We start from the raw sequence: 23,099 nt of genomic DNA on the forward strand, positions 1-23,099 counted from the left end.
GGATCACGGTCGGCGGCCGGGGACGGTCGTCGGCGGGACACTCGTCACAATGTTACTCATCGATCTCTCGGAGATCGATGCCTTCCGAGCGAATGCTCAGCATCCGAAAAATGAACTCCTCCGAACACCGACCGGATACCCACTCTCCCGACAAACTGCCCGACACGGTCGTTCGGCGCGGCACGTTTCGGCTAGCGACACCACCCCGACGCGAAAGACCAAGGAGTGTCTCTTGTCCGAAGAACACCGCACGGGTGCCCGGCGGCCCCGGCTCGTCCTCGCGGCCCTGCTCGCCGTGACCCTGGCCGTCCTGCTCCCCGCGACCGGCGCAGCCGCCGCCGGCCACCAGGCCACGCCGAGGCCCACCGTCGTCCTCGTGCACGGCGCCTGGGCCGACGGCTCGTCGTGGACCGCCGTCGGCGACCGGCTACGCCGGGCCGGGTATCCCGTGCGCATCCCACCGAACCCGCTGCGCAACCTCACCACCGACGGCCAGACGATCGCCGACTTCCTCGCGACCCTCAGCGGCCCGATCGTCCTGGTCGGGCACTCCTACGGCGGCGCCGTCATCACCCAGGCCGCCACGGGCAATCCCAACGTGAAGGCGCTGGTCTACGAAGACGCCTTCGCCCCGGACCAGGGCGAGCAGATCTTCCCGCTCGCGGGCGCGGACTCGGCGCTCAACGTCGACCCCGCCACCGTCTTCGACTTCGTGCCCTACCCGGGCGCGCCGGCCGGCGACGTCGACCTCTACCTCAAGCAGGAGACCTTCCTCGGCCCGTTCGCGGCGGGCCTACCCCGGCCGAAGGCCCTCTCCCTGTACGCCGCCCAGCGACCGCTGGCGTTGAGCGCCGGATTCACCCCGGCCGGCGTACCGGCGTGGAAGACGATCCCGTCCTGGTACGTCCTCGGGACGCAGGATCAGATCATCACGCCGGAGGCCCAGCGGTTCATGGCCGAGCGGGCCGGTTCCCGGATCACCGAGGTACGCGCCGGGCACCTGGCCCTCATCACGAAGGCGGACGTCGTGGCGAGGGTGATCGCGCAGGCGGCTGCCGCGACCTCCTGACGCGACCGCGGATCACGGGTATCGGTCTGCCCGTGATCCGCGGCCACCAGAGTTGACCGAAGCGAAGCGTCCGAGCATGCGATACCGTTCCCGACGAGGACAATGATCTCACGGCCGAGGAGAACGGGGGGATCATGGAGATCGCTAGCTCGCAGCGTGACGGCGTTGTCATCGTCACGGTGACCGGGGACGTGGACCTGCTCTCCCGTGAGGAGCTGGGGCGCGGCCTCACCGACGCCGTGACCGAGGCGCGCCGGGGTGTGGAGGTCGACTTGTCCGGCGTCGACTTCCTGGATTCGTCGGGCATGTCCGCGCTGCTCAGCGGCCGCCGCACGGCCGAGGACGCGGGACTGAGCTTTCGTGTCGTCGCCGCCGGGGACCTCGTGCGGCGGGTGATGGTGCTGACCGGCGTGTGGCCTCTGCTCACCGGGCAAGGCAACGAATGACCGCAGGTCGTGACCCGGAGATCCTCGACCGCATCCGAGCAGTGACCGATGCGGAGCTCTCCCATCTGCCGGCCGACGCGCTACTGATGGAGCTGGTCTCGCGGACGAGATCCCTGCTGCACGTCGACTCCGCGACCATCCTGCTCCTCGACCCGACCGGCCGCGAGTTGATCACCGCCGCCACCGTGGGTCTGGAGGAGGAGCTTCAGTTCGACATCCGGGTGCCGATGGGCATCGGCTTCGCCGGACGGGTGGCGGCGGGCGGCGAGCCGCTGGTCATCGAACACGTCGATCGGGGCGACGTGTTCAGCCACGTCCTGATCGACCATCGCGTGACCTCCATGGCGGGGGTGCCGCTCCTGGTCGCGGGCCGCGTCGTCGGGGTTCTGCGGGTCGGCTCCGTCGAGGCGCGGACGTTCACCGAGGACGACATCGAACTGCTGCGGCTGGTCGCCGACCGCGCCGGCCTCGCCGCGAACACTCGGCTCTCGCAGACCGAACGCGTGGCCACCCTTGCCCTGCAACGGAGTCTGCTGCCCGCGCGCCCGCCGCAGATCCCGGGCCTGGACATCGCCGTGCGTTACATCCCCGGGGCCGCTGTCGGCGTCGGCGGCGACTGGTACGACGTGTTCACCCTGCCCTCCGGTCACGTCGGGCTGGTCATCGGCGACGTCGCCGGCAACGGCCTGCAGTCCGCCGTCGTGATGGGCCGCATCCGCAGCGCGCTGCGGGCGTACGCGTTGGAGTCGACCGATCCGGCCGACGTGCTCACCCGCCTCGACCGCAAGATCCAGCTCTTCGAGCCGGGCGCCATGGCGACCGCGGCGTACGCCGTCGTCGAACCGGACCGGCGGTCGGTCACCTTCTCGGTGGCCGGGCATCTCATGCCGGTCGTCCTCGATCCCGGGGCGCGGGGGCATCTGCTCGACGCTCCAGTCGACCTGCCCTTGGGCGCTCTGCCGGACGCCTTCCGCCGGATCACGACCCTGCCGTTGGTGCCGGAGACGGGGATGCTGCTCTACACCGACGGGCTCGTCGAGCGCCGCCGTCAGTCGATCGACGACGGGATCGAGAAGCTGCTCGCGGGGCTGGCCGGGGGCGACGCCGAGAGCCTCTGCGCCGCGGCGACGGCGAACATGCTGCACAACGAGGCCGTCAGCGACGACGTGGCCGTGGTCGGCGTACGCATCACGTGACGGGACGCACCGGGGCGGGATGCGACCGCAGCCGGACCCAGACGAGTTTGCCGCCCTCATAGTCGTCCACGCCCCACGCCGCGGCCAGCTGATCGATGAGGGCGAGCCCGTAGCCGCCGGTGGTGTCGGGCGTACGCCGTCTCGGCGGAATGGAGGTGCTGTCGGCGGCGCTGATCGTCACCTGGGTCTCGTGCGCCTGCACGGCGATCTCCAGCAGCCCGCCACCGTGCCGGACGGCGTTGGCCACCAGTTCCGACACGATCAGATCGGCGACGTCGAGCCAGTCGCCGTCGGCGAAGCCCCACGCTGTCAGCAGTTGCCGGACGGTCTTGCGAGCGCCGCGCGGGGCGTCGGCGCCGGACGGCACGTCCAGCCGGGCACGCAGCTCGCTCACCGATTCCCCTCCCCTCCCCGAGGTGGCCGGCGTACTCGCCGCCCATTCTGCCGCTTCTCCCCTGGGAAAACGAGGCGGGGCAGAACTGGCTGCGGCGTACCGTACGCTTTCGCGGTGGCCAGTCCTTACGCGCAGACCGCGTACGCGGTGCGATGTGATTGGGGTCCCGTCGGCGCGGACGAGGTCGGCCCTGGCTCCACCGTCGTCGCCGTCGTCGATGTGCTCTCCTTCACCACCACCCTCACCGTCGCCGCGGATCAGGGCATCGAGGTCTTTCCGTACCGCTGGCGCGACGAACGGGCCACCGCGTACGCCACCGCTCAGAACGCGACGCTGGCCGTCGGGCGGTCGGAGGTGGGGCCGGACCGGCCGGTGAGCCTGTCGCCGGCGACGATCCGGGCCGCCTCGGGGATCACGCGGCTGGTGCTGCCCTCGCCCAACGGATCCACCATCGCCCGCCGCCTGGCCGAGACGGGCGCGACCGTCATCGGCGTATCGCTGCGCAACGCCCGGGCAGCCGCCGCCTGGGCGGCCCGCACGCTACCCGACGGGGCGGCACTGGCCGTCGTCCCGGCGGGGGAACGATGGCAGGCCGACGGCTCACTACGCCCGGCGATCGAGGACCTGTGGGGCGCGGGCGCGTTCCTGCAAGGGCTGCTCGACGAGGGGCTCGGCGGTTTCTCACCCGAGGCCGAGCTGGCGGCGGCGGCCTACCGCCACGTCGCACCCACCCTTCGAGACGCCTTGTACGCCTGCGCCAGCGGTCGTGAGCTGGCCGGGTACGGCTACCCGCAGGACGTCGACATCGCGTCCGAAGTAGACGAGAGCAGCGTCGTTCCCGTGCTGGACGGCGAGTGCTTCCGACCCGTCCCCGCAACGGAAGCCTGACGGCTCAGCCGACGACGATCTCCACGGCCGGCGTGCCGCCGGTGATCCGGGTTGCCTCGGCTTGGATCTGCGTCTTCGGGACGTCGGACCGCTCCCGGAACAGGCGGACCGACACGGTGTCGCCGTCGCTCTCCCAGACCCCGGCCACTCGGCCGCGGTGGATCACCACCGGCGAGATCCAGCCGGCCGCCTTGCTGATCTCGGCTCGGCGCCCGGCGCCGATCAGCTGCTTATCCTGGGTGCCGGGGCCGAGGACGTACTGGTCGAACGCGGGCAGCAGGCGCACTTCGTCGAACGGCCTCGCCGTCGCGATCGCGTCGAGTTCGCTGGTCAGCGCGTACGCCGCGGTCCCGTCGACGTCGACCGCGGTGAGCACGCCGTCGGCCGTGAGGTCGGCGTACCACTTCTTCAGGTCGGTCTTGCGCAGCACACCGCGAGTGATCCACTGATTGAAGGCCTCGGGCGACGCGGGGCCGTAGGCACCAAGGTAGGCCGGGATCGCGACGCGCGCGGCGTCGGCCGGGTCAGGCAGGCCGGGCCAGCCGTCGAGGTAGGTGTCGGGCCGGGTGAAGGTGACCCGGTTGCCGTCGCTGGGGCCGTAGACGAGCAAACCCTGATACGCCAAGGGTTTGAGCACCGAACCCCAGCCGGAGACGAGATGCTCGGCGAGGGTGGGGTCGGAGCTGTGCTCGAGCACCGCCTGGGTCAGTTGCTCGCGGGTGAGGATCGCGCCGTCCAAGGCGGCCGACGCGGCCTCGGCGATCGCGGTGAGCTGGGCGGCGGTGACGAAGTTGCGCTGCCAGACCGGCTTCTCCCAGGTCTTGGTGGCCGCCATCAGGGCCAGCAACGCCGGGACGTCGGCCGGGGGCAGCAGGTGCAGCGTGCCGCGCATCGCCCAGGTCTTGACGAGGTCGCGGTCCAGCAAGGCCTTCGCGACCTGGCCGGCCGGAGGTTCGGCTTGGCGGGCCGTGATCGCCTGCTCGGCGCTGGACGCCACCTGTGCCTGCACGCCGCAGAGCCGGTGGGCGACCTCCACGGCGGACGTGCCACGAGCCGGCCGATCGAGCAGGTGGCGCCGCATCCGCCAGGCGAAGACCTGGTCCCAGGTGATCATCACCCGGTCAGCTTAGGCGGCCACCCCGACGAAATCCGCGACACCCGCCGTCGCCCGGCGCACCGGCGCTTCGCGCATGCCGCACGCGAGGCGTTCGGCGACCGCGACCGCGTCCTGCTCGCGGTCGAACGGCTGCCACATCGTCCAGCTCGCCTGGGCCGAGCCGACGAACCACCGGCCGTCGGGCAGGACGCCCAGCGTGATGGTCATCTTCTCGTCTGACAGCTTGCCCCGGCCGATCCAGCGGCGCACCCGTCGGGTGCCGTCGGACCACGGGGTCAGTTCCCGTTCCGTGTCCACTCGACGACTATCGAACACAAGTACGACAACGTCAAGCGGCGCTCCCGCGTGTCGGGAACAATTGTTCGAATCAGTCGTTGCGGGCGACCTCCGGGCCGGTCATCCGGGCCAGCAGGGGAAGCGTTCCGGCGATGACCGCCAGCGACAGGATCAGCCCGGCCGCCACCATGACGTAGTACTCCCAGCCCGGTGGCACGAGGGTGGTGTGCATTTGCGCCCGCAGGAACAACTGGGCGGACAGCAGACCCATCCCGATCGCGACCGCGGCCACCGCGAGCATCGGCATGACGCTCTCCAGCAGCACGACCCGGCGGAGCGTACGCAGCGAGACGCCGGTCAGCCGCAGCAGACTGAAGGGCCGTTTGCGATCGCTGAGGCCGCCGGCGACGCTGGCGGCCAGGCTGCACCCGGCGATCGGCAGGCTGGCGAGGATGACGACGTTGGCCAGTTGCACCCAGCCGGTGAACATGTTCGTCGTGTCCTTGGTGAAATCACGCTCGGCGATCGGCCGATGCACGCTGGGGAACGCGGCTTCGAGAAGGGTCCGACTCCGTTCGATCGCGCCGACGGAGCCGTCGTTGCCGACCTGGATCGAGGCGATCGGCAGGCGCTCCACCTCCGCGGCGGTGATCGCCGCCGCCGGCCAGGGCGGCGCGGGCATTCCCTTCGGAACCCCGAAGTCGGCCACCGACACCGCTTCGGCTCCGGCCGGGCAACTGCCCAGCTCGGGATGCCGGGCCAAGTCTGCGCAGGACATCACGTACGGCTGGTCGCCATACGCGCCGGGCTGATCCGCGCCGCCGAAGCCGGGGTTGGACCGCAGGAAGAATACATCGGTCACCCCGGGAACCGCCTTGAGCTGATCCGTGACGGCAGGCGTACCCGTGGGTCCGGGTTCCGGCCAGAACATCTGCCGCACGTAACCGGTGTCGAAGCGGTAGTCCGTCGCGTTGCGGTCGTCGGAGATCGTGCCGATGACGCCGACCGCCACGCTGGTCACGAACATCGCCAGGACCAGGCCGCTGACCGCGCGGAAGCCGCCCTGCGGGTTGTCCGACAGGCGCCGGGCGGCGATCAGGGTGGACGGCCGCTGCGCACGCCTGGCCAGCAGCCGTGAGCCGACCATGGTGAACCACGGCCCGGCGACGACCAGCCCCGACATGACGACGAGGAACCCGGGCAGGAAGACCGCGACCTGCTTGATGCTCGTGTCGGGACGGTGTCCGTCCAAGTAGGAGAGCCAGGCCACGCCGGCCACGAGCGGAATCAGCCGGTACGCCCGGGGCGGCTTCGGGGTGGTCCGCCGAGTCACGCCCAGCGGGGAGACGCGTACGCGACGCAGGGACAGCCACGCCACCAGCAGCGCCGCCACCGGTACGCCCACCGCCACGCACACCACGTTCGTCGCCGTCAGCGCCATGTCGTCGGGGAAGAACGGCGCTCCGGTGAACGGGATCGCCGCCAACGGTTTTCGCAGCACGAGGAAGACGCCGAAGCCGAGCACCGTGCCGATGACGGCGGCGACGGCGGCCTCGACGACCGCCATCTTCGAGATCTGGCCGCTCGTCGCGCCGATGAGCCGCATGGCCGCGTACCGCTGTTCCCGCCGGGCGGCGGTCAGCCGGGTCGCGGTGCCGATGAAGATGAGCACCGGGAACAGCAGGGCTCCGGCCACGACGCCGAGCACGAGGTCGAACCCGGCGGCCCGGTAGCCGACGATGCACCCGGCGCAGTCCTCCGGTGAGGTGCCGAAGATGCTCGTGACCTGCCGCGCGTTCGGCAGCTTCGCGGCTTCGGCCGGGTCGTGCCCGATGAGGATCACGAGCGAGGTCGGCGACGGCAGCGCCTCGTCACCGATGATGCCCACCTCGTGGCCGGGGAACCGGTCGCCCAACTGCTCCGGCGGGGTGACGGCGAGCAGGTCGTGGAGTTTCGGTGAGACGAAGTACTCCCCCGCCGCCGGCAACCGGGGCACGCCCGGTGGGATCGGCGAATCGGGGCCGGTCGCCGCGACGTCGACCCGGGCGATCGCGTCCGCGTCGTAGAAGTCCTCGCGGGGCGCCCACCACAGCGCGTCGGCGTGGACGGAGTCGCCGGCGGCCGCCGGAACGAGCCCGGTGTTCATCCACGCGTACCGGTGGTTGAGCGAGTGGACGGCGTTGATCGCGGCGACCGTCGCCAGCACCAGGCCGACTCCGAGCGCCACGGCGGCGGCGATGGTGATCAGCCGGACGAGGGCCTCCCGGCCGCCGGCGACGGTGAGGCGCAGACCGAGCCGGATCACGACGCGATGCCTTCGGTCACGGCGACGCGGCCGTCCCGGACGATGACCTCACGGTCGGCGTACGCCGCCACCCGGGCCTCGTGGGTCACCAGGACGACCGTCGTGCCCTGCTCTCGGGCCGAGCCGACGAGCAACTCCATGACCTGCTCCCCGGTCAGCGAGTCCAGGGCGCCGGTCGGCTCGTCGGCGAAGAGCACCTCGGGCTCGGCGACCAGGGCCCGGGCCAGCGCGACCCGCTGCGCCTGCCCGCCCGACAGCTCACCGGACCGGCGTCCCTCCATTCCGGACAGATCGAGTCGTTCGAACCAGACTCGGGCCCGCTCCATCGCCTGCGCCCGGCGTACGCCGCCGAGTAGCAAGGGCAGCGCGACGTTCTCGTGGACGGTCAACTCCGGAACCAGCTGACCGAACTGGAAGACGAAGCCGAACCGGTCCCGGCGCAGTGCGCTGCGGCGGGTCTCGGACAACTGGTCGACCCGCTCCCCGGCGAAGGTCACCTCGCCGGAGTCGGGCACGAGGATGCCCGCCAGGCAGTGCAGCAGGGTGCTCTTGCCGGAGCCACTGGGACCCATGACGGCGACGATCTCACCGGCCTCAGCTCGGAAGGAGGCACCCCGCAGAGCCTGGGTCTCACCGAAGGACAGGGCGACGTCACGAGCCTCGATCAGGGCGCTCACTTGCGGACCTCCTTCGCCAGCGCGTCCAGCCGGGCCGCGGTCAGGTCGATCCAGCGCAGGTCCGCCTCCAGGTGGAAGAGGCTGTGGTCGGCGAGCAACGCGTCCACCAGCCCACCCGTACGCCGAACCTCGGTGAGTTCGCGCATCCGCTGAAGGTGGGCGCGCCGCTGCGTGTCGAGGTATTCCTCGGCGGGCCGGCCGAGCATGAGCGCCAGCACCACCTTCGAGAACAGGATGGTCTGCAGGTGTGGCTCGGGCTCGACGGGCTCGGTCAACCAGGCGTCGACCTCCGTGGCGCCGACCTCGGTGATGATGTAGCGCTTGCGGTCGGGGCCGTCGCCCTTGCCGACGTCGCTGATGACGACCTTGCCGTCCCGGGCCAGCCGGCTCAGCGTCGCGTACACCTGGCCGAACGGCAGCGGCCGCCCGCGCCCGAAGTACGCGTCGTAGTCCCGCTTCAGCTCGTAGCCGTGGCTCGGCTCGCGTTCGAGCAGGCCGAGGAGGGTCAGTGGCACCGTCATGCGGGTGACTATACACCCGGCGTATACACCGGGCGAACAACCCCCGATGTCGTGATCGTCGCGTCAGCCATGCGGTATCAACGGGCATTTCGCCGCGCGAAGCAGCATGGCTGGCGCAATGATCAGGCGCTCAGCAGAATAGCGGCATGGTGCCCACCGACGGACATGTGCACAGCGAATGGTCGTGGGACGCGCCGGACGGCGCGATGGAGCAGACGTGCGCACAGGCGGTGGCCCTCGGCCTGCCCGCGATCGCGTTCACCGAACACGTCGATCACACCAAGTGGACGGTCGATCCGGGCGAGCTGGATCCCTTCCCCGGCCTCAAAGCCCACCTCGACGCGGACGACCGCGTGGTGCCGCCCGCGTTCGACGCGTTGGGCTACCTGGAGTCCCTGGACCGCTGCCGGTCGAAGTTCCCCGGTCTGCGGATCATCAGCGGCGTGGAGCTGGGTGAACCGCACCGGCACCGCGATCAGGTCGCCCGTCTCCTGGCCGTCGGCGAGTTCGAGCGGGTGCTCGGCTCCCTGCACACGATCCCGTGGGACGACGACAAGGCCTCCGAGCCGCCCTTCCACCTCCGCCGCCGCCCGCCGGGCGAGGTGTTGCGGGACTACCTGGCCGAACTGCCGACGATGATCGCGCAGGCGGCCGAGTTCGGCGTCCTGGCGCACATCGATTACGTCGTCCGCTACTGGCCCGCCGACGCCGAACCGTTCGACCCCCATCCGTTCGAGGACGAGTTCCGCCACGCCCTGCGTACGCTCGCCGACAGCGGTCGGATTCTGGAGGTGAACACCAGAGGGCCGATGAATCCCGAAATCGTCCGATGGTGGCACGACGAAGGCGGCGAAGCCGTCGGCTTCGGCAGCGACGCGCATCAGCCGACCGGGCTCGCGTTCCAGTTCGCCGAGGCGGCCGCGATGGTGGAGGCGCTGGGCTTCCGGCCCGGCCGGCATCCGTACGAGTTCTGGGTGCGCTGAGCACGTCGCGCCGGCCGAGAGAGCATGATCATTGCGTCAGGCATGCTGTTTACTCGGGCATTTCGCCACGCGAAACAGCATGGCTGACGCAATGATCACGCGAGCGCGGAGCGCACGCGAGCGCGGAGCGCGAGCGCGAGCGAGGAGCGCAAGCGAGCGGGAAGGAGCGCGCAAGCGAGCGCTCAGGCGAGCGACCCCATCACCCCGAGCGGGTTGGCCATCAGGTCCGCGAATCCCAGTTCCGCCGCACCGGCCAGGGTGGTGTCGTCGCCGAGGGCGGCCACTTCGAGGCGTACGCGGTGGCGGGAGACCGGCAGGACGTGGGCCGCGATGCGTTCGTCCACCCGTTCGCGGGCGCCCAGGTAGACGTCGCGCATGATGCCGCCGAAGACGAGCATCCCGGGGTTGAACAGGTTGATCAGGTTGGCGACGCCGATGCCCAGCCAGTCGCCGACGCGGTCGACTGCTCGGCGGGACGCCGGATCTCCGCGGAGGGCCGCCTCGACCACGTCGCGGACGGCTTCGCGGCCGATGACGTCGGCGGGCCGGCCGGCCTCGTCGAGCAGCGCCCGCTCCCCCACCTCGGCTTCCAGGCAGCCGCGCGCGCCGCACGAGCAGGGCCGCCCGTCGTGGGGGTTGACCACCATGTGCCCCAGTTCGCTGCCGTAGCCGCTTTCGCCGCCGAGCGCTTCGCCACCGACGATGATTCCGCCGCCGACGCCCACGTCACCGTGGAGGTAGATCAGGTTGCGTACGCCGACTCCGGCGCCCCGCAGATGTTCGGCCCATGCGCCCAGATGCGCCTCGTTGCCGACCCGGACGGGCAGCCCCAGTCCGAGCTGGTCGCGGAGTTCGGCGCCGAACGCCTGGTCGACCCAGCCGAGGTAGGGGCCGTACCGGACGGTTCCGTCGCCGGGCCGGATCATCCCGCAGTAGGACGCGCCCACGCCGACGCAGACCGCGCCCGGCCGGGCAGTGCGGTGCAGGTCGCGGCCGAATTCGGCGAGCACTCCCACGACGGCGTCCAGGTCCGGCCCGGACCGCGACCGCGTCGCGACCCGCCGGTCCTGTACGCGCCCGCCCAGCGACACCCGAGCGGCCGTCAACCGGTCCACCGCGACGTCGAAGGCCAGCACGTACGCACGATCGGCGGCGGGCGTGACGACCAGGGACGGACGGCCGGAGCGCCCGAGCCCGCCCGGCTGCCGTTCGCGGACGAGGCCGGCCGCGCTCAACCGCGTGGTCAGCGCCATGATGGTGCTGCGGTTGAGGTTCATCCGCTCGGCCAGTTCGGCCCGGGACATCGGCCCGGCCAGGTGCAGATGCCGCAGCAGCGCGCCGAGATTCCGCCGGGGTCCCTCGTCGGAGGTGGCCTCGGCCCCGGGTGCGGTCGGGCTGGTCAGCATCGGCGGACCCACCATACAATGCCTTCGTCGCGACCCCGGCGGGCGTCAAGGACCGTGCGGGCTGAAACGTCGACTCCTCTCTAGAAGGGGGCGTCGATGTTGCGACGCTTGGACGATCTGGCGGCTCACCTGGCTACCCGGGGCGATGTCGTCGGGGTGCTGGGACTCGGCTCGGCCGGTGCGGAGCACAACCGGTTCGACGAGCACTCCGATCTGGACTTCTTCGTCGTGGTGGACGACGCCGCCGCCAAACAGCGCTACCTCGACGACCTCGGCTGGCTGAACGCGCCCGCGCCGGTGGCGTATAGCTTCGCCAACGACCGCAACGGCCGCAAGGCCTTGTACGCCGACGGCGTCTTCTGCGAGTACGCGATCTTCACGCCTGAAGAGGTGCGGCAGCTGCCGTTCACCGGGGCTCGGGTCGTCTGGGCGCGTGCGGACGCCGAGCTGACCGGTGCCCCGGTCGGGCTGACGGTGCCGTTCGACACCGTGGAGTTCCACCTCAACGAGGCGCTGACGAATCTCTACGTCGGCCTGCACCGGGAGTTGCGCGGCGAGAAGCTGACCGCCGCCCGGTTCGTGCAGTCGTACGCCGTCGACCGGGTACTGGCGCTGGCCCGGCTCACCGATCCGCGGGCGTACCAGCGGGATGTCTTCGATCCGAGCCGCCGGGTCGAGCTGGCCTACGCGCCGGACGAGGTGCCGCTGGCCGCGATGGTGCCCGGCTATGGGCGTACCTTCGAGGCGGCCGAGGTCACCTTCGCCTGGTTGCGCGAGCGCTTCGAGGTTCATCCGGTGATCGCCGGAGCGATCGGGGAACTGCTGGAGACCCGGGCGCGGGGTGCGTCCGCGCCCGGGCCGGCCCGCTAGAGGCAGTCGCCGCCGCCGTTGTTGTTCTGCGCCGGCTCCGTGTACTTCTCCTGCGTACCGAAGGTCACGTGGACCCGCATGTAGTTGGGGTAGTCGACGTCGCCGTAGTAGGTCGCGGTCTGGTTGTTGTAGTACTCACTCCACTGCGACCACACGATCCACTGGCCGTTGCACAGCGACTGCACTTCGGTGTCCACGGTGCCCGCGCACCCCGACAGGCCCTGCGACCACATGACCATGTTCGCGCCGTTGTAGATGTACTTGGAGAGTTCGAGCGTGCACGCGTCCGCGGCCTGCGCCGAGGCGGCCGGGCCGACCAGTCCCGTGGCGGCGAGTGCGGCTGCGGCCGCGACACCTGCGATCCTGCGCATGGTGGTACCTCCTTTGTGGATGCCTCCCAAGATGTCGATCACCATAACCGTCTCTGTAATGGTTTGTCACCATGTAACGATCTAGTGAAAATCCTTAACGGGCGCTTGTGAGCTGGACTCTCCCACGGTGGGAGGGTCCAGCATGGGAACCGTGCCCGACGAGATGACCATCGGCCGGTTCGCCCGGCTGTGCCGCCTGAGCGTGAAGCAGCTGCGCCACTACGACGAGGCCGGGCTCCTGCGGCCGGCCCGCGTCGACCAGGCCACCGGCTACCGCTACTACGTGCCGGCCCAGGCTCGCGACGCGCTCACCGTGGCGCTCCTGCGCGAGATCGACCTGCCCCTCGCGGTCATCACGGCGGTCCTGGCCACACCCGAGCCGGACCGCGGGCGGCTGCTGTCCGCCGAACGCGACCGGCTCGCCGAACGCATCGACCGCGATCGGGCCCGGCTCGCGCTCCTCGATCGGCTCGCGTCCGGTCTCGCCGAGCATGAGGTGATACGCACAACGGAGCCGGCGAGACGGTTCGCCGTCGTCCGGGCGACCGCCGATCCCGCTCGCATCGGACCGGCGTACGGCGAATGTGCCGGCCAGTTGCTCGCGGCGCTCGCCGGGCAGCCGTGGACACCACCGTTGTGGGGGCTGTACCCGCTGGACCTCCCGGACAGCGCGGCCGACGGCATGCTCGTCACGGCCGCCGCCGAGACGGCCGCGATCACCAGGCTGGAGACGGTGGACCTGCCGGCCGCCGACGTGGCCACCACCGTCCACCATGGACCGTACGCTGAGCTGCGTCTGGCGTACCACACCTTGTTCGCCTGGATCCACGAGCGGGGACTGACCCCCGTCGGCCCGGTGCGCGAGGCCTATCTGGTCGGGCCCGGCGAGGCCGAGCCCACCGACCTGCTGACCCGCCTGATTTTGGAGGTACGCCCGTGAAACCGGAGATCGTCGACATCCCCGAGCAGGAGTTCCTGATGGTCGACGGGCACGGCGACCCGGACGGGCCGGGCTACCCCGAGGCGGTCGCCGGCCTCTACAAACCCGCGTACGCGCTGCGGTTCGCCCTGAAGAAGGCGGGCGTCGAGCGGAAGGTGGCGCCGCTGGAGGGGCGGTGGTGGGCCGACGATCTCGCGGTCTTCGCCGCCGGGGGCGACCGGTCGCACTGGAAGTGGACGCTGATGATCGGGCTGCCGCCGGAGGCCGCCGGACTGGCGGTCCCGCTGCCCGACGGCGTCCGGCGCGAGCGGTTCGCCGAGGGACTGAGCGCACAGGCGCTGCACATCGGCCCGTACGCCACCGAGCCGGAGACGCTCGACGTCCTGCACGCCTTCATCACCGAGCAGGGGTACGCGATCAGCGGCGACCACCACGAGATCTACCTGTCCGACCCCCGGCGAGCCAAGCCGGAGCGGCTCAAGACGATTCTGCGTTACCCGATCAGCCCTCGGCGATGATCTCGGCGACGGCGCGGCGGCCCATCTCGGCCATGACCGGATTCGTCTCCCGGTAGTACGCGATACCGCCGACCCAGGTCATCGCCCAGCCCCGGGCTCGGGCCCAGGCCGCGTCGTCGAGCCCGGCGGTGTCCCGGAATCGGCGGCGCGACCGGATCGGCAGGCAGTTCCAGGCCACCGTCAGGTCGTAGCACGGGTCGCCGGCCCCGGCGGCGCCGAAGTCGATCACGGCGGTGAGGCGGCCGTCGCGTACCAGGAGATTGCCGGCCAGCAGGTCGCTGTGCGCCCAGGCCGGATCGCCCGTCCAGGCGGGCGCGGTCAGGGCCTCGTCCCAGATCCGCAGCACAGCAGACGCGTCCACCAGGCCGTCCGCCTTCGCCGCCCATTCGCGTACGTAGTCGTCGCGGTCGCTCAGTGCGCCAGTGCGGTACCCGCCTCGGGCTCCGGCCGGGTCCAGCCTGCGCATCGCGACCACGAAGGCGGCCAGATCCTCGGCCAGCGCGTCGGTGTCGCCCGGATCGTCGACGCTCGGGTGTTCCCCGTCGAGGTAGCGGTAGACGGCCCACTCGTGCGGATAGCCTTCGCCCGGTGAGCCGAGCGCCACCTGCTCCGGTACGCGTACCGGCAGGTGCGGCGCGAGCCGGGGCAGCCAGTCGCGCTCGAAGTGCAGCTGCTCGACCGCGTTCGCCCGCCGGGGCAGCCGGACGAGAAGGTCGTCGCCGAGCCGGTAGAGCTGGTTCATCGTGCCGGACAGCCCGATCCGGGTCAGCGGCAGCCCGGCCCATTCCGGCATCTGGCCGGCGAGCAGCCGGCGGACGAGTCCGGCGTCGGTGACGAACTCGTCGTCGTGCAGGCGAAGCGACGTCATCTGCGGTGATCCCCCCATTCGTAGGCGCGCGTCAGCGTACCGGCATCACGCCGAGGTCCAGGTGAGCCGGCCGGACTCGACGTCGTCGACGACCGATCGGATCCACTCCGCCTCGGCCGCCGTCACCGCGCGCAGGTACTCGAACTCCAGTAGCCCCACCCGGTCCAAGCCGTCGTCGCTCTGGTCGGCGAGCCGGGTCTCCATGTCCTGCAGCTGTTTCGTGAGCGTGGCCAGCCGGCGGCGAAGGTGGTCGGCTGTCTCGGCCGGCGAGATCATCAGCACGTGCGACAGGGCGGCCGGAAACCGGGGGAACTCGTAGCGCGCGTCGGCGAGCATCTCCCCGAGCCACGTGCGGGCCACCTCCCGGCCTGCCTCGGTGACCTCATAGACGGTCCGCTCGGGGTACGCCTGATGGCGTTGCGTCTCGCGCGCGGCGACCAGTCCTTCGTCGGCGAGCCGTTCGACCGTGCGGTAGAGGCTCGTCCGCTGACCGACGTTGACGACGAGATCCTTGCCCCATTCCTGGACGAGACGCTGGATGCCGTACATGTGCTGGGGCTTGTACATCAGCAGCGCCAGCACGGTCAGCGCGAGCGGGGAACTACGCACGGTCATGGCGCAACGATACTACTTGCAGAGCAACTAGTTGCTGTGACACTATCGCCCGCATGACGGGGAACATTCGAAATGCGTTGATCATCGGAGGCGGTGTCGCCGGACCGGCGCTCGCCATGGCGTTGCAGAAGGCGGGCATCGATTCGGTCGTCTACGAGGCGTACCCGGGCACGGCCGACGGCAAGGGCGGCGGCCTGAGCATCGCGCCCAACGGCATGGAAGCCCTCCGGGTCATCGACGCCGCCGAACCCGTACGCGCCCTGGGAAAGCCGATGACCGGCATCGTGTTGCAGGACTGGAAGGGCCGCCCGCTCGGCGAGTTCGGCAACCCGCCCGGCGTGGCGCCGATGCTGTTCATGTTCCGGCACGAGGTCTACCGGGCACTGTTGGACGAGGCCGCCCGGCGAGGCATCCGCATCGAGGCGGGCAAACGCCTGGTCGACGCGGTCGAGACGGCCGACGGGGTGACCGCGCGCTTCGCGGACGGCACGGAGGCGGCCGGGGACATCCTGGTCGGCGCGGACGGCATCCGCTCCGTCGTGCGTACGCTCATCGACCCGGCCGCGCCGGAACCGGCGTACACCGGGCTCATCAGTTTCGGCGCGCTCATCCCCCGCCCCGGCGTGCCGTCGACCGGCGGCAAGATGAACATGCCGTTCGGCAAGAAGGGCTTCTTCGGCTACCAGGTGTTCGACGACGACACCGCGGTCTGGTTCGTGAACCTGCCCAACCCCGAGCCCATGACGCTGGCCCAGGTGAGACAGACCCCGGCTGAGGAATGGCTCCGCCGCCTGCCCCCGCTGTACGCCGAGGACCACACCCCGGCCGCGGACCTGATCAGCCGCACGGCTCCCGACGAGCTGATCGTCGTCGGCCCGATGGAGAAGATGCCCCGTGTTCCGAAGTGGAGCCGCGGCCGCCTGGTCCTCGTCGGCGACTCGGTCCACGCGCCGTCCTCCAGCTCGGGTCAAGGCGCGTCGCTCGCCGTCGAGAGCGCCGTCGAACTCGCCCGCTGCCTGCGCGACCTGCCCTACGACGAGGCGTTCTCGGCGTACGAGAAGCTGCGGCGCCCGCGCGTGGAGAAGGTCATCGCGGCGACCGATCGCAAGAACAGCGCGAAGGCGGCCGGCCCGGTCATGCGGGTCGTCAACGCCTGGGCGATCAAGGCGTTCGCCCGGATGGCCAAGCCCGAGAAGATGGCGTGGGTCTTCCACAATCGCATCGACTGGGACGCCCCCGCCTGACGCTCGTGCTAGCGCGGTCGTGCTGCATGATCGACCGCATGATCCACTGGCCGCTGCGCGCACGCGAACGGGAATATGACGCGGTTCTGGGCGCACTGACCGGCACGGCGGGCGCGGCGATCGTGACCGGTCCGGCGGGCTGCGGCCGGACGCATCTGCTGCGGCAGATCGCCGACGACCTGGGCGCGCGCGGCCATTCGGTCGCCCGCGTCTTCGGCAGCCAGGCGGCCGCGTCGATCCCGTTCGCGCCGTTCGCCGCGTACCTGCCGGCCGGGGGCGACGCCGACCCCACCCGGCTGCTGCTTCTGCTGGCGGAGCGGCTGACCCGGCCGGTCGGCGGCCGACCGCCGGTCGTCGTGGTGGACGACGTGCACCTGCTCGACGAAGGCTCGGCCGCGCTCGTCCACCATCTGGCCGCCGCCGATGGACCGTGGCTGCTGGGTTCGGCACGCTCGGACACCGTCGTGGCGGCCACCGTGAACCGGCTATGGCGCGACCGGCACGCGCGACGCGTACCGGTCGAGCCGTTCACCGCCGAGCAGCTCGCCACAGTGCTCGGCGCGGCCCTGGGCGCGCCGGTCGACGCGTACACGGTGTCGCGCCTGCACCGGCTCACCGACGGCAGCGCGCTGTTGTGCCGGGAGCTCGTCGAGGCCGGGCTGGCGAGCGGGCACCTGAACGAGCGAGCGGGCGTCTGGCAATGGACCGGCGCGTGGCGGGCGACGGCGTCCATCGCCGAGATCTTCAGCGAGCGGCTGGCCGGCTGCACCGCCGAGGAACGCGACGTGCTTGCCATGGTCGCGCTCGGTGAGCCGCTCGGCTTCGATGTGCTCGCGCGCGCCACACGGCTCGAGGTGGTCGAGGCGCTGGCGGATCGCGGGCACCTCATGACGCCGCCGGGCAGCCGGCTGGTCACCCTGTCCACTCCCTTGTACGCCGAGGTGCTGCGGACCACGACGTCGGCCGCGACCATGCGCCGCGTCAGCCGACAGCTCGCCGAGTGCCTCGACGCGGACGGTGATCCCCTGCTGCGGGTGAAGCTGCTCGACGACGCCGGGGATCGGCCCGCTGACGCGGATCTGCTGGCTGCCGCGGTCGCGGCCGTGGAACGGGGCCGCTGGGACGACGCGGAGGATCTGGCTCGACGCGCGGCACCGGACCCGGAACGGAGTCGTGTGCTGGCTCGCGTGCTGACGCGGAAGGGACGGCACGAAGACGCCGCCGCCGAACTGCTGACGGTGCCGACCGGTACGCCCGATGAAGTCGACGTCGCCGCCGTGGTGGCCACGTACTGCCGCGGCATGCGGTCCGACCTGGCGTTGTCCTACCTGGACGGACTCCCGCCCCAGCCGTCGCTCGCCGTCCATCGCGCGTATGCGTTGAGCAGCGCCGCCCGGTACGAGGAGGCGATCGGCGTCTGCGCGGACGATCCGCTTTTACGGACGGTGCAGCCGCATCAGATGTGGGCGGTGCACATGCTGGCCGCCGCGAACTATCAGACCGGCCGGCTCGACACCGCGTACGCCCTGCTCGCGGAGCACGACACGGACGAGGTGGCGACCGAGGCGCGGGTGGCGATGCGGTTCGGCCGCTGCGGCACTCTGGCCGCGATGGGCCGCCTCGACGAGGCCGACGAGGTGGCGGCCGACCTGCTCGCCCTGGGCAGCGAGGTTCTCCGGCCGGACATGATGTGCATCGCGACCAGCACCCGGGCCGCCCTCGCCGCGGAACGCGGCCGCTGGGAGACCGCCGCCGAGGGACAGCGCGCGGCGATCGCCGTCGGACGGCTGCACGCCCCGGGCACCTCGCTGCACGGCATGCTGTGCCGTCTGGCCCTCGCCGAGGCGGCCGCCGGACGGACGCCCGCCGCGTTCAGCGCCCTGGCCGAGGCCGAGGCGTACCGATCCGTGCGGCCGGCGTACTGGGTCCTCGTCGACGAGGAGGAACGCAGCCACGGATTCGTGCTCGCCTGCGCCGGGCGGACGACGGAGGCAGTGGCGCGGCTCGGCGCGCTCACCGAGCGCACGATCGAGCAGGGGGCGTACCAGTTGGCGGCGGAGGTGGCCCTGCTGGTCGCCCGGATCGGGCAGCCCACCCGGGCGGCGCGGTGGCTGGACCGCGTACCGATCCGTCATGAGTACGCCGGTGTCCACGCCGACTTCGCCCGCACGCTGGCCGCACCCGAGCCGGAGGCGTTCCGCGCGTTGGCCGACGCGTACGCCGACAGGGGTGCGTACGGGTTGGCGGCGGAGGCGGCCGACCATGCGGCCCAGGGCTTCGCCCGTGCGGGGCGGAACCGGGCGGCGACGGCCGCCGCCGTCTGGCGTACGCGGGTGCAGGACGAGCACGAGGTGACCCCGTTGCCCTGGTGGCCGACGGCGACACGCGTCGAGCTGACCGCGCGGGAACGGGAGATCGCCGCCCTGGCCGCCGCAGGCCTGTCCAATCAGGAGATCAGCGATCGATTGACGGTTTCGGCCCGGACGGTCGAGAACCACCTCTACCGCGTGTACGCCAAACTCGGCGTACGCGGCCGCGCCGAGCTGGGCGAGGCGCTCGGCGCTACACCCTCTCGCAGACCAGTACGCCCTTGAGGTGGCTCTTGCGGCCTTGGAAGCTCACCACGTCGGCGTCGAGCCGGATCTTCTCCGGCGTGATCTCGAACTGGCCCTGCTTGCTGCCGGGGAATGCCACGTAGGAGTCGCCGTCGATGTTGAGCGCCAGCTTCGGCATCGAGTCGATCTCCACCTCGAAGGTGAACCGCGGTCGTACGCCGAAGTCCTGATCGCTGATGAAACTCCAGTCGGTCGCGTCGCAGACGCCACCCTTGCCGACGACGCGGGCGGCGAGGTCGCCCGTGATGCTCAGATCGGCGTTGATCTGCCCTTGCCGGGCGACCTCGCCGGTGTCGGCCTTCTGCGCCTGCGCGGCCGACACCGCCGGGGCTACCTCCGGGGTGGAGTCCGCGTCACAGCCGGTGACGGCGACGAGCACAGTGGACAGGACGAGGATGACGAGTCGGTTGGTCATGCCTCCACCGTTCCCGGTACCGCGACTATCCACATGAGTGGCGAGTACTCATCCGAGGAATAACCGATTGTGCCGACAATGGCGGGCATTCTCGACTTGCGCCAGACGACCGACGTATCGTCCATCTCGTGCTCACTTCATCGATCGAGCACGATTGGCGAGACGGAATCTGGCTCGTGAGGCTGATCGGGGAGTTTCCCGGCGATGGGCACGTGCACCTGCGGCGGATCATCGGCAAATGTCTGGCCGAGGATCCCGCCGGCATCGTCGTCGACCTCGCCCACCTGGCGCCGGGCGTCCCAGCCTCGCCGATCGCGCTCGCCACGGAGCAGCGCCGGACCGCGCGCAGCGGCGTGTCGCTCGTCTACGTCCTCGAGGAGGCGGCCGCGGCGGAGCTGAAGGCAACTGCGGCGGGACGGCATCTGGTGCTGTGCACCTCCATCGCGGCAGGTCGCTTTCTCGCCGCGCTGGTCACCCCGCACCGCTGGCTGCACGTAGCCCTCGACCAGGCTCCTTCGTCAGTGGCCGACGCCCGCGCCCGGACCGCCGCCGCGTGCCGGGACTGGGGACTGCCCGGCCTCCGGGAATCCGCCCAGGAGATCGCCGCCGAACTCGTGGCGAACGCGATCCGGCATACCGCCGGGGAGGTGCGGCTGACCGTGTCGCTCCAGGGCGACCTGCTGCGCATCCGGGTGTACGACCACAGCCCCCGGCTGCCGATCCAGCCGGTGACCACCGCGACTCCGGCCGTGGCGCACACCTCCGGTCTGGAGATCGTCGCGCAGCACGCCAATGCCTGGGGTGCCCGGATCTTCGACGGAGGCAAAATCGTGTGGGCGACGGTACGCGCTCGCACCACCGTCTCGGTCACACGGCGTCGGCCGCCCGTCGCCGAGGTGACTGAACCCGACCCCGCGATGATCCACGTCGGCGGCCTCAAGCTCGACGCCACGGGAGGCCGGGTCTGGCTGGACGGCCGGCCGCTACAGCTCACCACCCGAGAATTCGAGCTGCTCAGCTACCTGATGGCCCGCGCGGGCACGATCGTCAGCCGACGCGAGTTGGTGGCCGAGATCTGGCGGCAGCCACCCGATGCGGGCGGCCGGACGCTGGACGTCTACCTGTGCTGGCTACGCCGGAAGCTGGGCGAGGACGGCAGGGCGCCACGTTACCTGCACCGGGTTCGTGGCCTGGGCATCCGCCTGAGCGCCCCACCAGAGTGACCAAGCCTTGGCCGTCGGCCGCCTCGACGAGGTCGGCCGCCTACCGCAGGGTGGCACCGAGGTCGGCCAGGAACCGGGTGAGTGCCAGGCGTTGCCGGAACACGGCTTCGATCTCCGGTGTGGCCGGCGCACCGAGCAGCTCGAACGGCAACGAGGTGAACGCCGCCCGCGCGACCAGGCTGCCGACGTAGCCGTAGGTCACCTCGTCGGCGTCCGCTCGGCCGCCGTACGCCCGCAGCCCGGTCAGGAACGCCGGCACGAGGGCATCGTGGACGTCCGCGAGGAGGCCGACGTCGAGCAGCCCGGCGTGGGCGAGCCCGATGAGCAGTTGGCCGAGGTCGAACCCGACGGCGTGCGGGCCCTGGAACGAGATGTCGATCGCCACGAGCGCGTCGGGCTCGTCCCGGGGAATCAGCAGGTTCTGCGGACTGGCGTCGCCGTGCGGGATGGCCTGCGGCAGCGCGTCGAGCCGGTCCAGGATCGCCGGGAGTGCTCGAGCGAGCCGCCGCAGATCGTTTCGCAGGTCCGGGTCGGCCTCGGCGAGCAGTGGATGCCGCCAGAGCCCGTCGTCGTCGAGAAGCGGCAGCGCACCCTGCTGCACGCGGCCGGCGATGTATCCGCGCAGTCCCCAGCCGGGTGCGTACTGGTTGGCCGCGATCGCCTCGGCGGTGCCACGAAGTGCCGCGAGGCCCCCGAGCAACGTGGCGGCCCGCTCGAATCGGGGCAGGTCCCAAGCGCTGTCGGCGCAGGCGTCGATGTCTTCCATGTAGAGCATGAGGCGGTCGTCGCCGACGTCGGCGACACGGTAGAGGACGGGGACCCGGAGCCCGGCGGGCAGGCGCCCGGCGAAGCCCATGTCCCACGCCGCCAACTCCTGCCGCCAGGGGAACTGCGCTGCGAAGGAGTCGCGCAGGTACGCGGGCAGCAGGTGCAGTCGCGGCCAGTGCCGGGCATGCTGCACGAGCTTGACGAAAACGCGGAAGGTACGCCCGTCGGTCGTCGTGCCGTGCACCCGGAGCAGACCGCCAGTGGCCGGCGAGCCGGACTCGTACGCGATCTGCTCGCCCCGCCACTGATGGATCGTCACCGGCTCCGCGAAGATCGCGGCCGCCGCCTCGGACAGGTCGACTGCGCTGACATCCATGAGCCGACCCCCACTAGTAAGGTCACCTGACTACCTTGAGATAGTAAGGTAGCCTGATGACCTCCGTCAACGACGAGCCGCTCAGCCACGTGTTCGACCTGCTCGGCGCCGCCCTGTCGGTCGCGAAGCGACAGATGGAGGCCGAGGTCGCCGATGAACCCCAGCATCTGCGCGGCTCTCATCTGCGTCTGTTGTCGCTCACCCCCGCCGCGGGCATCCGGCCGACCGAGCTGGCCGCGATCATGGGCATGACCAAGCAGTCGCTGGGCGAGTTCGTCGCCAGTATGCAGAAGGCCGGCTTCCTCGACGTCAGCCCCGACCCGGCCGACGGGCGGGCGCGCATCGTCCGCCCCACCGCCAAGGGAACGCGGATGCAAGAGCGCATCTTGGCGATCTTCGCCGACACCGAACAGCGCTGGCAGGACGAGATCGGCGAGCACGACTGGACGATCTTCCGCCGAGTGCTCGCGCGGCTCGCCGCCGAGAAGTAAGCGGTCTGCCGGTTCGACGGCGTCAGGCGAACATGGCCGCCACCTGCTCGGCGATCTCCTCGGCAGGAACGTCGCGCAGATGGCGGTCGACGGCCCAGCGATGCCCGGACGGGTCCAGGAACTGCGCTGTGCGGTCACCCCAGAAGGCGTCGTGCGGCGCCTCAAAGGCCGTCGCTCCAGCGGAGATCGCCTTGTCATAGACGGCGTCCACGTCAAGAACCGGCAGATGGAACGCGGCCGGCGTCCCGCCTAGCGCCGCAGGCGTACGCAGGCCGCGGTCGGGCCACTCTCCCGCCACCGCCAGGACGGTGTCGCCGACCAGCAGCTCGACCGTGAGCGGACGTCCGTCCGGCAGCCTGATGCGGTTGATCTCCGCCGCGCCGAGTACCTCGGTGTACCAGGCGGCTGCGGCGTCGGGGTCGTTCACGACGAGATGTACGGCGACATGTGTCATGCGGAGGACCATACAGTCTGTCTGGTCGCCTTGTCCATACATGCTGTCTGGTA

25 protein-coding genes are annotated in these 23,099 nt (G+C 71.0%); 12 read left to right on the plus strand and 13 right to left on the minus strand.

The window, feature by feature from the left end; genetic code table 11:
- Positions 1–232: 232 nt before the first annotated feature.
- The 3 genes from AB0H43_RS05520 to AB0H43_RS05530 all read left to right on the plus strand — a co-directional run bounded on the left by AB0H43_RS05520 (position 233) and on the right by AB0H43_RS05530 (position 2,711).
- Positions 233–1,069 (plus strand): alpha/beta hydrolase, encoded by an 837-nt coding sequence (locus tag AB0H43_RS05520; protein ID WP_359996919.1) that lies wholly within the window; start codon positions 233–235, stop codon positions 1,067–1,069.
- A gap of 134 nt (positions 1,070–1,203) precedes the next feature.
- On the plus strand, positions 1,204–1,515 hold the full coding sequence (locus tag AB0H43_RS05525) for an STAS domain-containing protein (RefSeq protein WP_359996922.1): 312 nt from the start codon (positions 1,204–1,206) through the stop codon (positions 1,513–1,515).
- A complete protein-coding gene (locus AB0H43_RS05530; RefSeq protein WP_359996924.1) occupies positions 1,512–2,711 on the plus strand; it encodes a GAF domain-containing SpoIIE family protein phosphatase in 1,200 nt (399 codons plus the stop codon). Before AB0H43_RS05525 ends, AB0H43_RS05530 begins: the two co-directional genes overlap by 4 nt.
- Here AB0H43_RS05530 and AB0H43_RS05535 read toward each other — a convergent pair.
- Positions 2,704–3,105: an ATP-binding protein gene (locus AB0H43_RS05535; RefSeq protein WP_359996927.1), complete on the minus strand. Its 402-nt coding sequence runs from the start codon at positions 3,103–3,105 to the stop codon at positions 2,704–2,706. The two genes, AB0H43_RS05530 and AB0H43_RS05535, sit on opposite strands and share 8 nt — an antisense overlap.
- Positions 3,106–3,219: 114 nt before the next feature.
- Here AB0H43_RS05535 and AB0H43_RS05540 point away from each other — a divergent pair, with 114 nt between their 5' ends.
- Entirely contained in the window at positions 3,220–3,993 is a 774-nt protein-coding gene (locus tag AB0H43_RS05540) for a 2-phosphosulfolactate phosphatase (protein ID WP_359996930.1), read from the plus strand.
- A 4-nt stretch (positions 3,994–3,997) separates the two neighbouring features.
- Here AB0H43_RS05540 and AB0H43_RS05545 read toward each other — a convergent pair whose 3' ends face one another.
- The 5 genes from AB0H43_RS05545 to AB0H43_RS05565 form a co-directional block, all read right to left on the minus strand.
- Complete coding sequence (locus AB0H43_RS05545; protein ID WP_359997427.1) at positions 3,998–5,107, minus strand: winged helix DNA-binding domain-containing protein; 1,110 nt, start codon at positions 5,105–5,107, stop codon at positions 3,998–4,000.
- A 12-nt stretch (positions 5,108–5,119) separates the two neighbouring features.
- Positions 5,120–5,407: a hypothetical protein gene (locus tag AB0H43_RS05550; RefSeq protein WP_359996933.1), complete on the minus strand. Its 288-nt coding sequence runs from the start codon at positions 5,405–5,407 to the stop codon at positions 5,120–5,122.
- A gap of 70 nt (positions 5,408–5,477) precedes the next feature.
- Complete coding sequence (locus tag AB0H43_RS05555) at positions 5,478–7,691, minus strand: FtsX-like permease family protein (RefSeq protein ID WP_359996936.1); 2,214 nt, start codon at positions 7,689–7,691, stop codon at positions 5,478–5,480.
- The gene (locus tag AB0H43_RS05560) at positions 7,688–8,368 is read right to left on the minus strand and encodes an ABC transporter ATP-binding protein (RefSeq protein ID WP_359996939.1); all 681 of its coding nucleotides are present in this window, start codon (positions 8,366–8,368) and stop codon (positions 7,688–7,690) included. The genes AB0H43_RS05555 and AB0H43_RS05560 overlap by 4 nt, the downstream gene beginning before the upstream one ends.
- Positions 8,365–8,889, minus strand: a complete 525-nt coding sequence (locus AB0H43_RS05565) for a PadR family transcriptional regulator (protein WP_359996941.1) — start codon at positions 8,887–8,889, stop codon at positions 8,365–8,367. Before AB0H43_RS05565 ends, AB0H43_RS05560 begins: the two co-directional genes overlap by 4 nt.
- Before the next feature lie 146 nt (positions 8,890–9,035).
- Between AB0H43_RS05565 and AB0H43_RS05570 the strand changes: the two genes are divergently transcribed.
- Positions 9,036–9,872: a PHP domain-containing protein gene (locus tag AB0H43_RS05570; RefSeq protein ID WP_359996944.1), complete on the plus strand. Its 837-nt coding sequence runs from the start codon at positions 9,036–9,038 to the stop codon at positions 9,870–9,872.
- A gap of 182 nt (positions 9,873–10,054) precedes the next feature.
- Here AB0H43_RS05570 and AB0H43_RS05575 read toward each other — a convergent pair whose 3' ends face one another.
- Positions 10,055–11,278 carry an ROK family transcriptional regulator gene (locus AB0H43_RS05575; RefSeq protein WP_359997430.1) on the minus strand — a complete coding sequence of 408 codons (1,224 nt, stop codon included), beginning with the start codon at positions 11,276–11,278 and terminating at the stop codon, positions 10,055–10,057.
- 96 nt (positions 11,279–11,374) lie between these two features.
- On the opposite strand from AB0H43_RS05575, the gene AB0H43_RS05580 reads away from it, so the two are divergent.
- Positions 11,375–12,148, plus strand: coding sequence for a hypothetical protein (locus AB0H43_RS05580; RefSeq protein ID WP_359996946.1), 774 nt, complete (start codon positions 11,375–11,377; stop codon positions 12,146–12,148).
- Here the strand turns inward: AB0H43_RS05580 and AB0H43_RS05585 are convergent.
- Positions 12,145–12,519 carry a hypothetical protein gene (locus AB0H43_RS05585; protein WP_359996949.1) on the minus strand — a complete coding sequence of 125 codons (375 nt, stop codon included), beginning with the start codon at positions 12,517–12,519 and terminating at the stop codon, positions 12,145–12,147. The two genes, AB0H43_RS05580 and AB0H43_RS05585, sit on opposite strands and share 4 nt — an antisense overlap.
- A 142-nt stretch (positions 12,520–12,661) precedes the next feature.
- Here AB0H43_RS05585 and AB0H43_RS05590 point away from each other — a divergent pair, with 142 nt between their 5' ends.
- Entirely contained in the window at positions 12,662–13,459 is a 798-nt protein-coding gene (locus AB0H43_RS05590; protein WP_359996951.1) for a MerR family transcriptional regulator, read from the plus strand.
- A complete protein-coding gene (locus AB0H43_RS05595; protein ID WP_359996954.1) occupies positions 13,456–13,977 on the plus strand; it encodes a GyrI-like domain-containing protein in 522 nt (173 codons plus the stop codon). Before AB0H43_RS05590 ends, AB0H43_RS05595 begins: the two co-directional genes overlap by 4 nt.
- Here the strand turns inward: AB0H43_RS05595 and AB0H43_RS05600 are convergent.
- Together AB0H43_RS05600 and AB0H43_RS05605 are read right to left on the minus strand one after the other, a co-directional pair.
- Positions 13,961–14,845 (minus strand): aminoglycoside phosphotransferase family protein, encoded by an 885-nt coding sequence (locus AB0H43_RS05600; RefSeq protein ID WP_359996957.1) that lies wholly within the window; start codon positions 14,843–14,845, stop codon positions 13,961–13,963. The genes AB0H43_RS05595 and AB0H43_RS05600 overlap by 17 nt on opposite strands.
- Before the next feature lie 45 nt (positions 14,846–14,890).
- Entirely contained in the window at positions 14,891–15,460 is a 570-nt protein-coding gene (locus tag AB0H43_RS05605; RefSeq protein WP_359996960.1) for a PadR family transcriptional regulator, read from the minus strand.
- Positions 15,461–15,513: 53 nt separating this feature from the next.
- Between AB0H43_RS05605 and AB0H43_RS05610 the strand changes: the two genes are divergently transcribed.
- Complete coding sequence (locus AB0H43_RS05610) at positions 15,514–16,704, plus strand: NAD(P)/FAD-dependent oxidoreductase (protein WP_359996962.1); 1,191 nt, start codon at positions 15,514–15,516, stop codon at positions 16,702–16,704.
- Between the two features lie 38 nt (positions 16,705–16,742).
- Complete coding sequence (locus AB0H43_RS05615; protein ID WP_359996965.1) at positions 16,743–19,298, plus strand: LuxR C-terminal-related transcriptional regulator; 2,556 nt, start codon at positions 16,743–16,745, stop codon at positions 19,296–19,298.
- Here AB0H43_RS05615 and AB0H43_RS05620 read toward each other — a convergent pair.
- Positions 19,267–19,734: a hypothetical protein gene (locus AB0H43_RS05620; RefSeq protein ID WP_359996968.1), complete on the minus strand. Its 468-nt coding sequence runs from the start codon at positions 19,732–19,734 to the stop codon at positions 19,267–19,269. The genes AB0H43_RS05615 and AB0H43_RS05620 overlap by 32 nt on opposite strands.
- Before the next feature lie 128 nt (positions 19,735–19,862).
- On the opposite strand from AB0H43_RS05620, the gene AB0H43_RS05625 reads away from it, so the two are divergent.
- Complete coding sequence (locus tag AB0H43_RS05625) at positions 19,863–20,957, plus strand: winged helix-turn-helix domain-containing protein (protein WP_359996971.1); 1,095 nt, start codon at positions 19,863–19,865, stop codon at positions 20,955–20,957.
- A 40-nt stretch (positions 20,958–20,997) separates the two neighbouring features.
- Here AB0H43_RS05625 and AB0H43_RS05630 read toward each other — a convergent pair whose 3' ends face one another.
- Positions 20,998–22,101 (minus strand): hypothetical protein, encoded by a 1,104-nt coding sequence (locus tag AB0H43_RS05630; RefSeq protein WP_359996974.1) that lies wholly within the window; start codon positions 22,099–22,101, stop codon positions 20,998–21,000.
- Positions 22,102–22,157: 56 nt separating this feature from the next.
- Between AB0H43_RS05630 and AB0H43_RS05635 the strand changes: the two genes are divergently transcribed.
- On the plus strand, positions 22,158–22,592 hold the full coding sequence (locus AB0H43_RS05635) for a MarR family winged helix-turn-helix transcriptional regulator (RefSeq protein WP_359996977.1): 435 nt from the start codon (positions 22,158–22,160) through the stop codon (positions 22,590–22,592).
- A 22-nt stretch (positions 22,593–22,614) separates the two neighbouring features.
- Here the strand turns inward: AB0H43_RS05635 and AB0H43_RS05640 are convergent, their stop codons facing one another.
- The gene (locus tag AB0H43_RS05640) at positions 22,615–23,046 is read right to left on the minus strand and encodes a VOC family protein (protein WP_359996980.1); all 432 of its coding nucleotides are present in this window, start codon (positions 23,044–23,046) and stop codon (positions 22,615–22,617) included.
- Positions 23,047–23,099: the final 53 nt, after the last annotated feature.

This window comes from Hamadaea sp. NPDC050747 (assembly GCF_040654195.1).
Classification (GTDB): Bacteria; Actinomycetota; Actinomycetes; order Mycobacteriales; family Micromonosporaceae; genus Hamadaea.

Excerpts from the sequence above, each read along its gene's own strand:
- AB0H43_RS05525 (WP_359996922.1), top strand. The coding sequence starts at position 1,204 with ATGGAGATCGCTAGCTCGCAGCGTGACGGCGTTGTCATCGTCACGGTG.
- AB0H43_RS05530 (WP_359996924.1), top strand. The coding sequence starts at position 1,512 with ATGACCGCAGGTCGTGACCCGGAGATCCTCGACCGCATCCGAGCAGTG.
- AB0H43_RS05545 (WP_359997427.1), bottom strand. The coding sequence starts at position 5,107 with ATGATCACCTGGGACCAGGTCTTCGCCTGGCGGATGCGGCGCCACCTG.
- AB0H43_RS05565 (WP_359996941.1), bottom strand. The coding sequence starts at position 8,889 with ATGACGGTGCCACTGACCCTCCTCGGCCTGCTCGAACGCGAGCCGAGC.
- AB0H43_RS05570 (WP_359996944.1), top strand. The coding sequence starts at position 9,036 with ATGGTGCCCACCGACGGACATGTGCACAGCGAATGGTCGTGGGACGCG.
- AB0H43_RS05575 (WP_359997430.1), bottom strand. The coding sequence starts at position 11,278 with ATGCTGACCAGCCCGACCGCACCCGGGGCCGAGGCCACCTCCGACGAG.
- AB0H43_RS05580 (WP_359996946.1), top strand. The coding sequence starts at position 11,375 with ATGTTGCGACGCTTGGACGATCTGGCGGCTCACCTGGCTACCCGGGGC.
- AB0H43_RS05585 (WP_359996949.1), bottom strand. The coding sequence starts at position 12,519 with ATGCGCAGGATCGCAGGTGTCGCGGCCGCAGCCGCACTCGCCGCCACG.
- AB0H43_RS05590 (WP_359996951.1), top strand. The coding sequence starts at position 12,662 with ATGGGAACCGTGCCCGACGAGATGACCATCGGCCGGTTCGCCCGGCTG.
- AB0H43_RS05600 (WP_359996957.1), bottom strand. The coding sequence starts at position 14,845 with ATGACGTCGCTTCGCCTGCACGACGACGAGTTCGTCACCGACGCCGGA.
- AB0H43_RS05605 (WP_359996960.1), bottom strand. The coding sequence starts at position 15,460 with ATGACCGTGCGTAGTTCCCCGCTCGCGCTGACCGTGCTGGCGCTGCTG.
- AB0H43_RS05610 (WP_359996962.1), top strand. The coding sequence starts at position 15,514 with ATGACGGGGAACATTCGAAATGCGTTGATCATCGGAGGCGGTGTCGCC.
- AB0H43_RS05615 (WP_359996965.1), top strand. The coding sequence starts at position 16,743 with ATGATCCACTGGCCGCTGCGCGCACGCGAACGGGAATATGACGCGGTT.
- AB0H43_RS05620 (WP_359996968.1), bottom strand. The coding sequence starts at position 19,734 with ATGACCAACCGACTCGTCATCCTCGTCCTGTCCACTGTGCTCGTCGCC.
- AB0H43_RS05630 (WP_359996974.1), bottom strand. The coding sequence starts at position 22,101 with ATGGATGTCAGCGCAGTCGACCTGTCCGAGGCGGCGGCCGCGATCTTC.
- AB0H43_RS05635 (WP_359996977.1), top strand. The coding sequence starts at position 22,158 with ATGACCTCCGTCAACGACGAGCCGCTCAGCCACGTGTTCGACCTGCTC.
- AB0H43_RS05640 (WP_359996980.1), bottom strand. The coding sequence starts at position 23,046 with ATGACACATGTCGCCGTACATCTCGTCGTGAACGACCCCGACGCCGCA.